This is a genomic window from Gordonia sp. NPDC003585, assembly GCF_040610755.1.
In the GTDB taxonomy this organism is placed as follows: domain Bacteria; phylum Actinomycetota; class Actinomycetes; order Mycobacteriales; family Mycobacteriaceae; genus Gordonia.
In genome coordinates, this window is record NZ_JBEXMX010000031.1 from 1 (window position 1) to 13,480 (window position 13,480).

The 13,480-nt window shown below is 66.0% G+C and carries 10 protein-coding genes; 3 read left to right on the forward strand and 7 right to left on the reverse strand.

Annotation, left to right across the window (positions count from 1 at the left end):
• Positions 1-200: 200 nt before the first annotated feature.
• Complete coding sequence (locus tag ABZW74_RS10580; RefSeq protein WP_355276102.1) at positions 201-1,781, reverse strand: sensor histidine kinase; 1,581 nt, start codon at positions 1,779-1,781, stop codon at positions 201-203.
• 160 nt (positions 1,782-1,941) lie between these two features.
• Here ABZW74_RS10580 and ABZW74_RS10585 point away from each other — a divergent pair, with 160 nt between their 5' ends.
• Positions 1,942-3,348 carry a cation:dicarboxylase symporter family transporter gene (locus ABZW74_RS10585; protein WP_355276104.1) on the forward strand — a complete coding sequence of 469 codons (1,407 nt, stop codon included), beginning with the start codon at positions 1,942-1,944 and terminating at the stop codon, positions 3,346-3,348.
• 86 nt (positions 3,349-3,434) lie between these two features.
• Here ABZW74_RS10585 and ABZW74_RS10590 read toward each other — a convergent pair whose 3' ends face one another.
• The 3 genes from ABZW74_RS10590 to ABZW74_RS10600 all read right to left on the reverse strand — a co-directional run bounded on the left by ABZW74_RS10590 (position 3,435) and on the right by ABZW74_RS10600 (position 4,892).
• Positions 3,435-3,929: a DUF5130 family protein gene (locus ABZW74_RS10590; RefSeq protein WP_240859998.1), complete on the reverse strand. Its 495-nt coding sequence runs from the start codon at positions 3,927-3,929 to the stop codon at positions 3,435-3,437.
• The gene (locus ABZW74_RS10595; RefSeq protein ID WP_240860059.1) at positions 3,916-4,164 is read right to left on the reverse strand and encodes a hypothetical protein; all 249 of its coding nucleotides are present in this window, start codon (positions 4,162-4,164) and stop codon (positions 3,916-3,918) included. The genes ABZW74_RS10590 and ABZW74_RS10595 overlap by 14 nt, the downstream gene beginning before the upstream one ends.
• Before the next feature lie 149 nt (positions 4,165-4,313).
• Positions 4,314-4,892: an HNH endonuclease gene (locus tag ABZW74_RS10600; RefSeq protein WP_355276107.1), complete on the reverse strand. Its 579-nt coding sequence runs from the start codon at positions 4,890-4,892 to the stop codon at positions 4,314-4,316.
• A 127-nt stretch (positions 4,893-5,019) separates the two neighbouring features.
• On the opposite strand from ABZW74_RS10600, the gene ABZW74_RS10605 reads away from it, so the two are divergent.
• On the forward strand, positions 5,020-5,466 hold the full coding sequence (locus ABZW74_RS10605; protein WP_355276109.1) for a globin: 447 nt from the start codon (positions 5,020-5,022) through the stop codon (positions 5,464-5,466).
• A gap of 73 nt (positions 5,467-5,539) precedes the next feature.
• A complete protein-coding gene (locus ABZW74_RS10610; protein WP_355276111.1) occupies positions 5,540-7,486 on the forward strand; it encodes an alpha-amylase family glycosyl hydrolase in 1,947 nt (648 codons plus the stop codon).
• A 7-nt stretch (positions 7,487-7,493) separates the two neighbouring features.
• On the opposite strand, the gene ABZW74_RS10615 is transcribed toward ABZW74_RS10610, so the two are convergent.
• The 3 genes from ABZW74_RS10615 to ABZW74_RS10625 form a co-directional block, all read right to left on the reverse strand.
• Positions 7,494-8,186, reverse strand: coding sequence for a hypothetical protein (locus tag ABZW74_RS10615; RefSeq protein WP_355276113.1), 693 nt, complete (start codon positions 8,184-8,186; stop codon positions 7,494-7,496).
• Entirely contained in the window at positions 8,183-8,671 is a 489-nt protein-coding gene (locus tag ABZW74_RS10620) for a thioesterase family protein (protein WP_240860007.1), read from the reverse strand. Before ABZW74_RS10620 ends, ABZW74_RS10615 begins: the two co-directional genes overlap by 4 nt.
• 62 nt (positions 8,672-8,733) lie before the next feature.
• On the reverse strand, positions 8,734-13,464 hold the full coding sequence (locus ABZW74_RS10625; protein WP_355276115.1) for an NAD-glutamate dehydrogenase: 4,731 nt from the start codon (positions 13,462-13,464) through the stop codon (positions 8,734-8,736).
• Between the last annotated feature and the right edge of the window lie 16 nt (positions 13,465-13,480).

Below are 13,480 nucleotides of genomic sequence, written 5' to 3' on the forward strand. Positions count from 1 at the left end.
CGAGCCTACGGATTCCGCACCGCCGAAAACGCACTCGCCATGATCCTGCTCGCCTGCGGACCGGTCACCCTCGAACTCCCATACCACACCCACACCCACCCACATCCATGACAGAAGAGCCAGATATTCACCGTTCGCCTCGGCGATCACCGGCTCGTCTTCGACGATCAGCACCCGGATCGGACGATCCCCAGACTCGCTCACGGGGCGCCCGCCGATCCGGTGTTGACGGCCCGACCCAACCGGGTCGTGACCACCGAGCCATAGGTATTCTCCGCACGTAGCGTGCCGTGGTGGCGCGCGACCACCTGCGCGACGAGTGCGAGTCCCAACCCACGTCCCGCCTCGTCGCCGCCGTTCTTGGTCGAGTACCCACGCTCCTGCGCCTTGGTGAACACATCCGGGTCCATTCCCGGACCACTGTCGGCGACAGTGACCTCCAACGACGCGGCGTCCCCGACGATGGTCACCTCCACCCAGGGATCGTCGGGGTCGGCGGCGTCGAGGGCGTTGTCGATGAGATTGCCGACCACCGTGATCATCTCGCTCGGCTGCAGCAGGCCGGCCGTGCGGTCGGTGAGATGTGAGTCCTCGGTCAGGGTCAGCGTGATCCCCCGTTCGGATGCCTGGGCGATCTTGCCCAACAGCAGCGCCGCGAGCGTGGGCTCGACGACCGCGTCGGTCATGTGGTCGATGAGTTGTTGGGACAGTTCCAGTTCGGTGGTGGCGGATCGTGCGGCCTCATCTGCTCGGCCCATCTCGATGAGCGTGATGATGGTGTGCAGCCGATTCGCGGACTCGTGCGCCCGCGAACGCAGCGTCTCGGCGAACCGCGTCATCGTGTCCAGCTCACCGAGTGCCTCGAGGACCTCACTGCGGTCACGGATCGTGACCACCGCGCCATCCTCGCGGCCGGGCACCGGCGATCTGCTCATCATCAGCACGCGGCCCCGATGCGCGGTCAGGACGTCGTCGAGCGATCCGACCCCGTCGGTGAGGAAGCCCGGCATGTCGAGCTGGTTCTCGCCGGCGTCGGCCACAGATCCGAGAAGCCGCCTCGCCTCGTCGTTGGCCAGCACCGCACGCCCGTCGTCGAGCACGATGAGACCTTCTCTGATCGCGTGCAGTACGGCGTCGTGGTGCTCGTACATCAGGCGGAGTTCGGCGGGCGCGAGGCCTCCGGTCTGCGCTCGCAACCTCCTCCGGATGAGCCATAGTCCACCGAACGCGACCACCAGGCTCGCCACGGCGACGGTCAGGATCAGCGGCAGCTGACCCATCCACGCCTCGGTGAGCTTCTCGATGGTGATGCCCGCAGCGACCATCCCGACGATGCGACCATCGGGCGCACGCACCGGTGCGATCGTGCGGATCGACGGCCCGAGGGTGCCGGTCTCCTCCTCGGTGTACACCTCCCCCCGCAACGCCTGCGCTGTCGCACCGATGTACTTCTGCCCGATCAGGGCGGGCGTGGTGTGGGTGAATCGGGTTCCGTCGGTCGACATGATCGTGATGAAGGCGATCCCGGTCGCGGCTCGGACCTGCTCGGTGACCGGCTGCAGTGCCGCCGTCGGGTCAGGTGCCTCGAGCGCCGCGGCCACCGACGGCGCATCGGCCAAGGCGACCGCGACGGCGGTGACCTGGTCGCGCGCGGCGCGCTCCTCGTCGATGCGGCTGTCGATGACGGCCAGCACGCTGCCCCCGATCACGATGACCGCGACCACTGCCACCTGCAGTGCGACCGCCTGTCCCGCCAGGCTTCGCGGCAGGAGCTTGCCCATCTCGACTCCTCACGGTGTCCCGACCGCTTTCGGTTCCCGACCGGGCCGTGTGAACGTAATGAACGCAAGGGTGACCCGAGTCACAACCAACCATCACCATTTCTACCGAACCCCCGACAACGACGACCGCAGGACATGCGACAACCCGAGAGGTAGACCGATGACCTTCAGATCGCGAGCGCAGACCCCGTCCGCCGAACCACCGCTGGACAAGCGCATCGAGAAGCGCGACCGGACCCACTGGCTCTACATCGCGGTGATCGTCGCGGTTGCGGCCGGCATCGTGGTCGGTCTCGTGTGGCCGGAGTTCGGCAAGGACATCGCGTTCCTCGGCTCGATGTTCATCGACCTCATCAAGATGATGATCGCTCCGGTGATCTTCTGCACCATCGTGCTCGGCATCGGGTCGGTGCGGAAGGCCGCGACCGTCGGCAAGGTCGGTGGCCTGGCCTTCGTCTACTTCCTCGTGATGTCGACCGTCGCGTTGGCCATCGGTCTCGTCGTCGGCAACCTCATCAAGCCGGGCGAGGGACTCAACATCGACGCCAATGCGGGCAAGGGCGCCGAACTGGCCGAGGAGGCCCACGAGTCGGGCGGCACCATCGAGTTCATCCGCGGCATCGTGCCGGAATCGATGCTCTCAGCCCTCACGGAGGGCAGCGTGCTTCAGGCGCTGTTCGTCGCGCTGCTGGTGGGCTTCGCGATCCAGGCGATGGGACGCACCGGTGAGCCGATCCTCACCGCGGTCGCCTACTTCCAGAAGCTGGTGTTCAAGGTGCTCACCATGATCCTGTGGGTCGCCCCGATCGGCGCATTCGGCGCGATCGCCAACGTCGTGGGACAGACCGGCTGGGAAGCCGTCAAACAGTTGGCCGTTCTCATGTTGGCCTTCTACATCACCTGCATCGTGTTCGTATTCGGCATTCTCGGTGTGCTGCTGCGCACCATGGCCGGGGTGTCGATCTTCCGTCTGGTGCGCTATCTGGCGCGCGAGTATCTGCTGATCTTCGCGACGTCGTCGTCGGAATCCGCGCTGCCCCGGCTGATCGCCAAGATGGAGCATCTCGGCGTGGACAAGACCACCGTGGGCGTGGTGGTGCCCACCGGCTATTCGTTCAACCTCGACGGCACCGCGATCTACCTCACGATGGCCTCGATCTTCATCGCCGACGCCATGGGCGATCCGCTGTCGATCGGTGAGCAGATCGGGCTCTTGGCGTTCATGATCATCGCCTCCAAGGGCGCCGCCGGTGTCACGGGCGCCGGACTGGCCACTCTGGCGGGCGGATTGCAGGCACATCGGCCGGAAATGCTCGACGGCGTCGGCATGATCGTCGGCATCGACCGATTCATGTCGGAAGCCCGGGCGGTCACCAACTTCTCCGGCAATGCGGTGGCCACCCTGCTCGTCGGATCGTGGACCCACACCTACAACCCGGATCGGGTGGAGGATGTGCTGTCGGGTCGCGAACCCTTCAACGAGGCCAACATGGTCGACGACGACCTCGACCATCTACCCAGCACGAAGACCCAGACCGACGATGCGCCGGAGCTGGTCAAACAGTAGCGAGCACACGCAAAGGGCGCTCCCACCTCGGTGGGAGCGCCCTTTGCGCTGTGTGCTCTCAGAACGGGCCGGATCGGCCCTCGATGTCAGCTCGACGCGGCGGCTGTCGCCATCACATGCAGTGCTGCGATGAGTCCGTCGATCAGCTTGCCCTGCCGGAAGCTGGTGACGGCTGCGGTGACGCCGAGCGCTGCGACACGATCGTTGACCCGGTCGGCCACGGCGACACCGGAAACCACCACGGCATCACGCGAGCTCGGCGAGACCGCGATAAGGGTTCCGTACGCGGGTTCCGGAGCCTTGGCGAGCACGGCCCGGGCGGAGGCAACGGCGTCGTCGCCCAGGTCGCCGAGGTACACCGAGAACCGTACGAGCGCTTTCTCGCTGGCGGCCTTGAGTGCGTCGTCGAGCGCGATCAGTTCGTCGCGGCTGAACGGCGGCGTGGTGGGCGCCTGGCCTGGGTAGCGGGTGGCCGAGACGCGTCCGCTGTTGGTGATCACGGTGCCGATGGGCAGCTCGGCCGGCGACGAGACCGTCAGCTCGCCGTGCGAGATCGGTTGGGTTACCTCACCACTTGCCACTTGCCGAACCTCCATCCACATCGCCGGGTTCTGCGTGTCGCGGCAGGGCCATCGGCTCGATGTCGGTGGCACTGAACAGCAGCGGCGCGCGATCCCACGGCTCGTCGAGTGTGTACTCCTGAACCTTCGGGTACTTCACCCCGAACGAAAACGCCATCGACACGACACACAGCACGACGAAGAAAACCGTGATGATCGTGACCGGCACTCCGATGGGGACGATCAGGCTGTCGATGTCCATGTCACCCTTTCGATCGGTTGTGCCTGCGCGGCGCGGACGTGGTCATGAACGCTCCGGCGCAGGTCGTGAAAACAATCTAGCCCACCTAGGACGGTCTGGTGCAGCGGACCCCTACAGCGCGTCGTAGAACTCTTCGGACCGTCTCAGGCTGCGCCGACGGCAAGGTATTGCTCCCACGACGGATCGATCTCCTTGATGGTCGACAACAGACGCCAATGATGTCCCTTGGGCGCGGTCGGATTGTGGTGCAGAGTCCAGCCGAGCTCGGCGAGCAGCCGATCGGCCTTGCGGTGGTTGCAGCTCGCGCAACACGCGACGCAGTTGTCCCATCCATGCGCGCCGCCCCGGCTACGCGGTACGACGTGGTCGATGGTGGTCGCCCGGCCACTGCAATAGCCGCATCGAAATCGGTCGCGGTGCATGAGCGCGGCTCTGGTCATCGGCACGACGGCCCGATAGGGAACCCGAATGTAGGTACGTAGCCGGATCACCGACGGGATCGGGACCACCGTGTCGACCGAGTGCACCGCGCGGCCTGCGTCGTCGGTGTGCACCACCTCGGCGCGTTCACGCAGGATCAACACGATTGCGCGACGGACCGAGATCGCGGTGAGCGGCTCGAAGGTCGCGTTGAGTAGCAGCACCCGGCGACGACTCCACAGCGAGGAGCCGGATTCGGTCGTTGCCTGCGGTTTGATCGCCTGCTGTGCGCTGCGTGCCATTGCGCCTCCCGTCAACACCGGACGTGGTCACAGTTCACCACGGAACCCCGACATGCGCACGGCCGGAGAACCTCGATGTTGAGGGACCGTCGGACGCCCGTGACAATGGGTGGTGAAAGGTGGAGACATGAGTGGCGAGATCCCGGGCGGCATCGAGCCCGCCAACTCGGGCAGGCAGCAGGCACCCGAACCGCGCAGCTTCTATGAGGCGGTCGGCGGTGCCGAGACCTTCGACCGCATCACGGCGGTGTTCTACCGCGAGGTGGCCAAGGACGACGTCCTCCGACCGCTGTATCCCGAGGCCGATCTGGGACCGGCCGAACGTCGTCTCCGCATGTTTCTCGAGCAGTACTGGGGTGGTCCGCGCACCTACTCCGACGAACGCGGACACCCCCGGCTGCGCATGCGGCACCATCCGTATCGCATCGGGCCGATCGAACGCGACGCCTGGCTGCGCTGCATGCACACGGCGATCGCGTCCATCGATGACGCCACGCTGGATTCCGAACACCGGCGAGCGCTCACCGACTACATGGAGATGGCGGCGCAGTCGATGATGAATTCGCCCATCTGACGTGCCCTCGGCGCGTCGCACCCGACGCGCCGACTTGACCTGGATTTCTCACCGAAAACCCAGGTAGGGCAGAATGACCAGAGTGAGCGATGAGACACATGGTGATGATGTCCCCGCTGAGGAAGGCGACGCCAACCAGCCCAGCGGTGTGGACACAGATGCCGACTCGATCTCGGACGCCGACGCGGCGGTGCGCGGCATTGAGACCGCCGACGCCGATGACGCTGTAGCCACACTCGACGACCAGGCACCAGACGACCAGATCTCCGCCCCCGACGCCCCGGATCAGCAAACACCGGATCACGATCAGGCCCACGAGGAACAGGCCACCGAGGACCAGGCCCCTGCGGAACTGCCAACAGATCTCGACGAGCATCCCGACGATCTCACCGACGTCGACACATCGACCGTGTTGCCACCGCCACCGGGTGCCGGGCAGCTCGACCCGGAAGATACCGACTGGTGGCGCTCGGCCGTGTTCTATCAGATCTATCCCCGGTCGTTCTCCGACCTCAACGGCGACGGGGTGGGTGACCTCCCGGGCGTGATCGACAAGCTCGGCTACCTCGAGCTGCTCGGAATCGACGCGATCTGGCTGAGTCCGATCATGCGCTCGCCGATGGCCGACCACGGATACGACGTCTCCGACCCGCGGGACATCGACCCCCTCTTCGGCGATCTGGCAGTCTTCGACGAACTGATCGAGGAAGCCCACGACCGCGACATCCGGGTCACCATGGACCTGGTTCCCAATCACACCAGCGATCAGCACGCCTGGTTCGTCGAGGCACTGGCGGCCGAGCCCGGCAGCCCGGCCCGAGAGCGCTACATCTTCCGCGAGGGCCGTGGTGACAACGGCGACGAACCACCCAACAACTGGCACAGCGTTTTCGGTGGTCCCGCCTGGACGCGCGTCACCGAATCCGATGGCACACCCGGCCAGTGGTACCTGCACATCTTTGCCGCCGAACAACCCGACCTCAACTGGGAGAACCCCGAGGTCTTCGAGGACCTCGAACGCACCCTGCGCTTCTGGCTGGACCGGGGTGTCGACGGCTTCCGTATCGATGTCGCCCACGGGATGGCCAAGCCGGCCGACCTGCCCGACATGGATCTGTCCACTGTGGGATTGCTGCAGAACAGCGACGACGACCCGCGGTTCAACAACTACGCGGTGCACGAGATCCACCGCAAGATCCGCAAGGTGATCGACGAATACCCTGGTGCGGCAAACGTCGGCGAGATCTGGGTCGACGACAACGAACGCTTCGCCGAATACCTTCGCCCCGACGAATTGCACCTCGGGTTCAACTTCCGGCTGGCCAAGGCCGGCTTCGAACCGGCCGCCATCCGCACGGCCATCGAGAACTCGTTGGATGCCGTTCTGTCCGTGGGCGGTACGCCCACCTGGACCCTCTCCAACCACGACGTGGAACGAGAGGTCAGCCGCTACGGCGACGGCGACGTCGAACTCGGCATCGCGCGGGCCCGGGCCATGTTGCTCGTCGAGATGGCGCTTCCGGGAAGCGTTTTCATCTACAACGGCGCCGAACTCGGTCTACCCAACGTCGATCTTCCCGACGACGCCCTGCAGGATCCGGTGTGGGAGCGCTCCGACCACGCCGAGCGTGGCCGGGACGGCTGCCGGGTGCCGCTGCCGTGGGAGGGCACCAAGCCGCCGTTCGGCTTCACCACGGCCGAACGCACCTGGCTGCCCATTCCCGAGGACTGGGCGAGATTCACCGTGGAAGCCCAGCTCGAAGACGTCGACTCGACCCTGTCCCTGTATCGGCAGGCAATCGAGATGCGCTACGACCGACCGGAATTCACCGGCGACACCGTCGAATGGTACGGCGCACCGGAGGGCTGCCTGGCCTTCCGCCGCTCGACCGGCGGGGTGATCTGTGCGCTCAACGTCAGCGACGCACCCGTCCCGCTGCCGCCTGGCGAACTCCTGCTCACCAGTGCCCCGCTGGTCGAAGGACAGCTACCACCCAACGCCGCGGCCTGGCTGGCCTGACCAAGTTTCAGAGCACCGACACCGACAAGTCTCGGTGCCGTCGCTGGTAAACGGAGCCGAATCGGGCGTCGATTCGTATCCAGCTGGGCGACAATCTGATTCGGACCGGCTCCTGCGGATCGATGCGATCGGTTTCGGAGGTCTCGGTGACCGCCCGACCGTCGGCGTCGCGAATGAACCCCATCCCGGTGAGCGCGAACACCGAACGCATGGTGATGCTCGCGGTGAGGGATTCGTCGTCGCCGGACACACTCAGGACATTTTGATCGAGCAGGCCCGTTGCCGGGCCATGGGCACTACCTTCCGACCGGGCCACACGGGCACCCTCGCGCGACAACTCGACCACGCTGCGCGCCGGCACGTCGTCGACATGACGGTATCCGGCACGTGCGGGAAGTGCTCCGCGCCAAGCACTGTCGAGGCCGAATCCGGGATCGACCGGTCCCGGCGCCTCGGAACTCAGCACAGCGTGCAGGGCCGCAGCGTCGCAGACGAGGTCGTCGGGCGCCATCGATCCCACCACCGATCGCGTTGCCAGCACATCGAATCCGGTGTGGGTCCACAGCGCGATCAGTCCGTCGGGACGCGACGCGAGGCGTACGACCGCCGCGTCGTCGAGGCGTTGTGCGTGGGCGAGGAACGCGATCGCATCTGTCCGATCGCTGCCGCTGATCGAGACGAACCGCTCGTCGACACTCACCGCGACTCGTCGGTTCTGGTGAACAACTCGAGGTACGCCTTCTCCTCGGGACTCAAGCGCCGTATTCGCTGGGCGTCGACGTCGAAGGCGACGAGCTGTGTGCTCGCCACGACGGCCGGCCGATCGGGTGCCGCCGTCGGTTCGCCGTCACCCGCACCCGAGCGCACCCGTCCCGGCCGCACCTCGTAGCCGACGGTGAAATCGACTGCCCGCAACCGGGACACGTACATCGTCACCTCGAGTGGACCCTCGTCGTGTCGCAACTGCGCCTGATACTTCACATGCAGGTCCGCAACCACGCAACCGTGACGCAGATCAGCGGTCGGCCGCCCGTCGTAGAAGAGCCACGGAATGCGGGCCTCCTCGAGCAACGTCACCATGCGGGCGTGATTGATGTGGGCGAACACATCCATGTCCGACCACCGCACCGGCACCCGCACCACGTAGCCGCGGTCGATGGCCTCCCCCTCATCCTCGACGCGCACTCGCCTACCCCTTCCCCATCATCCACACTGTGTCCGTAATTCGAGTCAGTCGGCCGCCGCCGTCAGCGAATGACGCTGCGCAACTGCCGGGCCGCGACCGACAGCGTCGCCAGGTCCTGTGTCCCGGACTCGTCGATCTCCGACAGCACGGTCCGCACCCGGGCGAGCCGCGACGACTGCGACGATTCCCATTCGTCGATCTTCTCCGCCGACGACTCCTCGGGTTCACTGACCTCGAGGATCTTGAGTGTCAGCGCCCGCAGCGCACCGTGCATGTCATCGCGTAATGCCAAGCGTGCCAGTGCATGCCATCGATCCCCGAAGTCGAGGTTCGACACCGCCGTCAACAGATCCTCGAGACCGAAATGTTCCATCACGGCGAAGTAGAGTTCGCCGACCTCCACCGGGTCGCGGTCGGAGATCTCGGCGGAGTCGATGATGTCCAGCAAACAGAACCGATGCAGGCTCACCGCAACGTCCCGCGCGAGTTCCTCGGGGACACCCCGGTCGCGGTATCCGGCCACCCGGTCGTCGACGTCGCGAGCCGAACTCTCGCCGAACCACTCGTCCATCACCGCCGACAGCCGGCCGATTCGCTCGGTATAGCGCGTGATCTCGGCAGCGATCGCCAGCGGCTGCGGGCGGAAGGCGAGCATCCACCGCGAGGCGCGGAACACCAGTCGGCGCGCGTAGAGCATCATCTGGTCGACGGTCTCCGCGGGGGCATCGGTGCGCCCGATCCGGGAGAACAGCTCGGACATCCCAAAGATCTTGTTGGACACCACATATGCACGCACACCCTCCTCGGTGGTGCAACCGGTGCCCTCACTGAGTCGGAACAGATGGGTCATGCCTGCCTGATCGACCACGTCGTTGACCAGCGTCGTGGTGACAATCTCACGACGGAGCCGGTGATGATGGATCGCAGACTGGTACTCACCGCGCAGCACCTGCGGGAAATACCGTCCGACGCGGGCGGAGAACACATCGTTGTCCGGCAGGTCGCTGGCCAGCAGGTCGGCCTTGGCCAGCAGTTTGACGTGGGCCATCAGCGTGGCGAGCTCGGGCGAGGTGAGTCCTCGATGTAGTTCGCCCTGAGCCCTTTTGCGCAGTTCGATCGCGTCGGGCAGCGCCTCGAGCCGCAGGTCGATGCCACGCTCCCGAGACATCGCATACAGCATCCGCGCGTGCACTTCGAGGCGCTCATGTTCGAAGGTGCGGCTGAACCCCAACTCGGCATTCTGTGAGATGTTGTCTGCCAGAACGAGGTCGGCCACCTCGTCGGTCATCGACTCCAACAACGGATTCCGCTGGTCGGCGGGCAACTGTCCGTTCGACACCACCGAGTCGAGCAGGATCTTGATGTTCACCTCGTGGTCGGAGCAGTCGACGCCCGCCGAATTGTCCAGGGCGTCGGTGTTGACCCGACCACCGGAAAGGTCGAACTCGATACGCCCCCGCTCGGTGACACCCAGATTGCCGCCTTCACCGATGACCTTGGCGCGCACCTGATCTCCGTTGACCCGGATGGCGTCGTTGGACTTGTCCCCCACATCCGCGTCGGACTCGGCGCTGGATTTCACATAGGTTCCGATGCCACCGTTCCAGAGCAGATCCACCGGCGCCTGCAGGATGGCGTGGATCAGTTCGGGCGGCGACAACTCCGTCGTGTCGTCGGGAAGGCCGAGCGCCGATGTCATCTCGGCGCTGATCGGAATGCTCTTGCGATCCCGGGCCCACACCCCACCACCCGCACTGATCAGGTCTGCGTCGTAGTCGGCCCAGGATGACCGCGGCAACTCGAACAGCCGAGTGCGCTCCGCGAAGGACGACGCGGCATCGGGGTCGGGATCGACAAAGATGTGGCGATGATCAAACGCTGCAACCAGCCGGATGTGTTCGGAGAGCAGCATTCCGTTACCGAAGACGTCACCGCTCATGTCACCGATGCCGACGACGGTGAAGTCCTGCGACTGGGTGTCGACGCCGATCTCCCGGAAATGCCGCTTGACCGACTCCCAGGCTCCGCGGGCGGTGATGCCCATCGCCTTGTGGTCGTATCCCGCCGACCCGCCCGAGGCGAAGGCATCTCCGAGCCAGAATCCATACTGTGCCGCAACATCATTGGCGATGTCGGAGAACGCCGCGGTCCCCTTGTCCGCGGCGACCACCAGGTAGCTGTCGTCACCGTCGCGCCGAACGACGGACCGAGCGGGGACCACCTCTCCCGACTGACGGTCGATGTTGTCGGTGACGTCGAGCAGGCCGGCGATGAACTGCCGATAGCACGCGATTCCCTCCGCGCGCTGGGCATCCCGGTCGGCGGCCGGGTCACCGGTCGGTGTGGGCGGTCGTTTGACGACGAATCCACCCTTGGCGCCGACCGGGACGATCACGGCGTTCTTCACGGCCTGAGCCTTGACGAGGCCGAGGATCTCGGTGCGGAAGTCCTCCCGACGATCCGACCAGCGCAGACCGCCGCGCGCGACGGCACCGAAGCGCAGATGCACACCTTCGACTCGGGGTGAGTAGACGAAGATCTCGTGCAGCGGACGAGGTTTGGGGGCCTGCGGGATGTCGCGCGGACGCAGCTTGAACGACATCACCGGTTGATGATCGCCGTTCTCGTCGGCGACGAAGTAGTTGGTCCGCGAGGTTCCGGTGATCACCGATGCGAATGCCGACACGATCCGGTCGGCGTCGAGGCTCAGCACCGCGCCGATGTCGGTCTCGAGTTGCGAAAGCGCCCGTGCACGCGCCGATTCGTCCGCGCTGGCCGGGTCGAAGGAGGCGCCGAACGCCGCCACCAGACCTCGTGTCACATCCCGATACTCACCCAGAACGCGTGCCACATGGGTTGCGCTGTAGGCAAATCCGCATTGCCGAAGGTAGCGGCCGTAGGCCCGGAGCATGGCTGCGGCCCGCCAGTCCAGCCCACAGCGGATGACCAATTCGTTGAAGGCGTCCACCTCGGCGCCCGCAGCCCAGATCTGCCGGAAGGCGTCGGTGAATCGGGCATCCAGATCATCGACGGCCTCGGTGTCGACGGTCATCCCGGTCGCGAGCGTCACCCCGAATTCGTAAGCCCAGCAGACCGTTCCGTCGGCCCGGCTGATCTCGTAGGGATGTTCGTCGAGCACCTCGAGTCCCAGGCTGTGCAGGACGGGCAGCACATCGGTGAGCGTCGCGGACTCATCGCACAGATACAGGGTGAACGACCAACGACTGTCCACGATGTGGTCGCCGTCGCGGTCCGATCGCAGGGTGACCGCCGTCTGTCCCGGCTCGAGCCCGAGCACATTGATCAGGTCGTCGACCGCGTCGCGCGGTGCGCGCTGCTCCTTGTAGTCGCCGGCGAGGGCAGGGAGCTGACGCAGCACGAGGTCGGCGTCGGCCCCGGCCACGCCGGAGAGCTCGGGGTCGGTGGCGATCTCGCGGACCCGTTCGTCCCAGCCCCGGATCGCGTACGTCAGCGCTGCCTGCATTCGTGCGTGGGTGGCCGATCCGGTATCGAGCGGCCCCAGTTCCCGGGCGGTGTCCGCGTCGACCCGAACCAGCACCTGCAGCAGCGCGAGTGGCATCTCGCTGACCCGCGCCGTGTACTCGAGGTCGCTGCCCCCGAGCGTGTCCACCAGGGCGTTCTCCAGAGCGAGTCGGGACTGGGTGTTATAGCGATCGCGCGGCAGGTAGATGAGCGCGACCGCGGTATGCCCGGCCGGGTTGGCGCGGACGAACAGCCGCAGCGACCGTGTGGCGACGGCGTCGAGCATCTCGCTGACCCGCCGGCCCAGCTCGGCTTCCGTCGAGGAGAACATCTCCACCAGCGGGTAGTTCTGCAGCAGTTCGATCATCGACTGACCGGCGAACGAGTCCTCGTCGACACCCGCGTGCTGGAGCACGTCGTGCACCTTGACGCGCAGCACGGGAACGTCGAGCACCGTTTGGTGCAGTCCCGACGAGGTGAAGACGCCGAGGAATCGGTGTTCGCCGTCGTAGTTGCCCTGCCGATCGAAGGCGGGGACCTGCAGCAGCACCGGAAAGTTCGACCGCTGAATGCCGGTCTCCATGTGCACACGACACACCCTGGGCAACAACGGAGAATCCACGACGGCAGGAAACTCGCTGCTCACCGCATCGGTCCGCCACACTCCTCGACGCTGCTCCAAGGTGTCGTCGTTGCCCACCCGGGCGTAGCCGAGCGGGTGAAAGTGGTTGCCGGCGAACCATTCCAGCAGCTTCGAATACTCGTAGCGATCGGTCGCGCGGATACCGGTCGATTCGCGCACCGGAGCGAGCGACACCTCGGTCGCGCATCGGCTCAGGCTTGCACGCATGTCCGCCGCGTCGCGCTCCACATCGGCAACGCGCCCGACCACCTCGAGCAGGTCGGCTCGTAGCGCCTGCGCGTCGATGTCCTGGTGGCGGCCCAGCCCACCGACGAAGATCCACGACTCCCAGACGGCCCCGGTGACGTCGTCGATCGCGACGAGACGCCCATTGTCGCGCTGCACCGGCATCACCGGATGGTCCATCCGGTCAACGGTGAGATCGTGCGCTTCCACGGTCGCGAGGACGGCCTCGACCAGGTGCGGCATGTCGTCGTTGACCACGACGATGTCGATGCCGCCGCTGTCGCCGACGGTCACCTCGACCAGCGCCTCCCCGGGCCGCCGCACCTGCGCGACCTCGAGATGGCGCAACACCTGTTCGGCATCCTGGTCGTAGGCGGCCGCCGACCCATCGGCACGTTGTTTGAAGTAGCGATTCACCGCATCCGGCACGAGCGACGTCACGCTTTCGATGCTATCG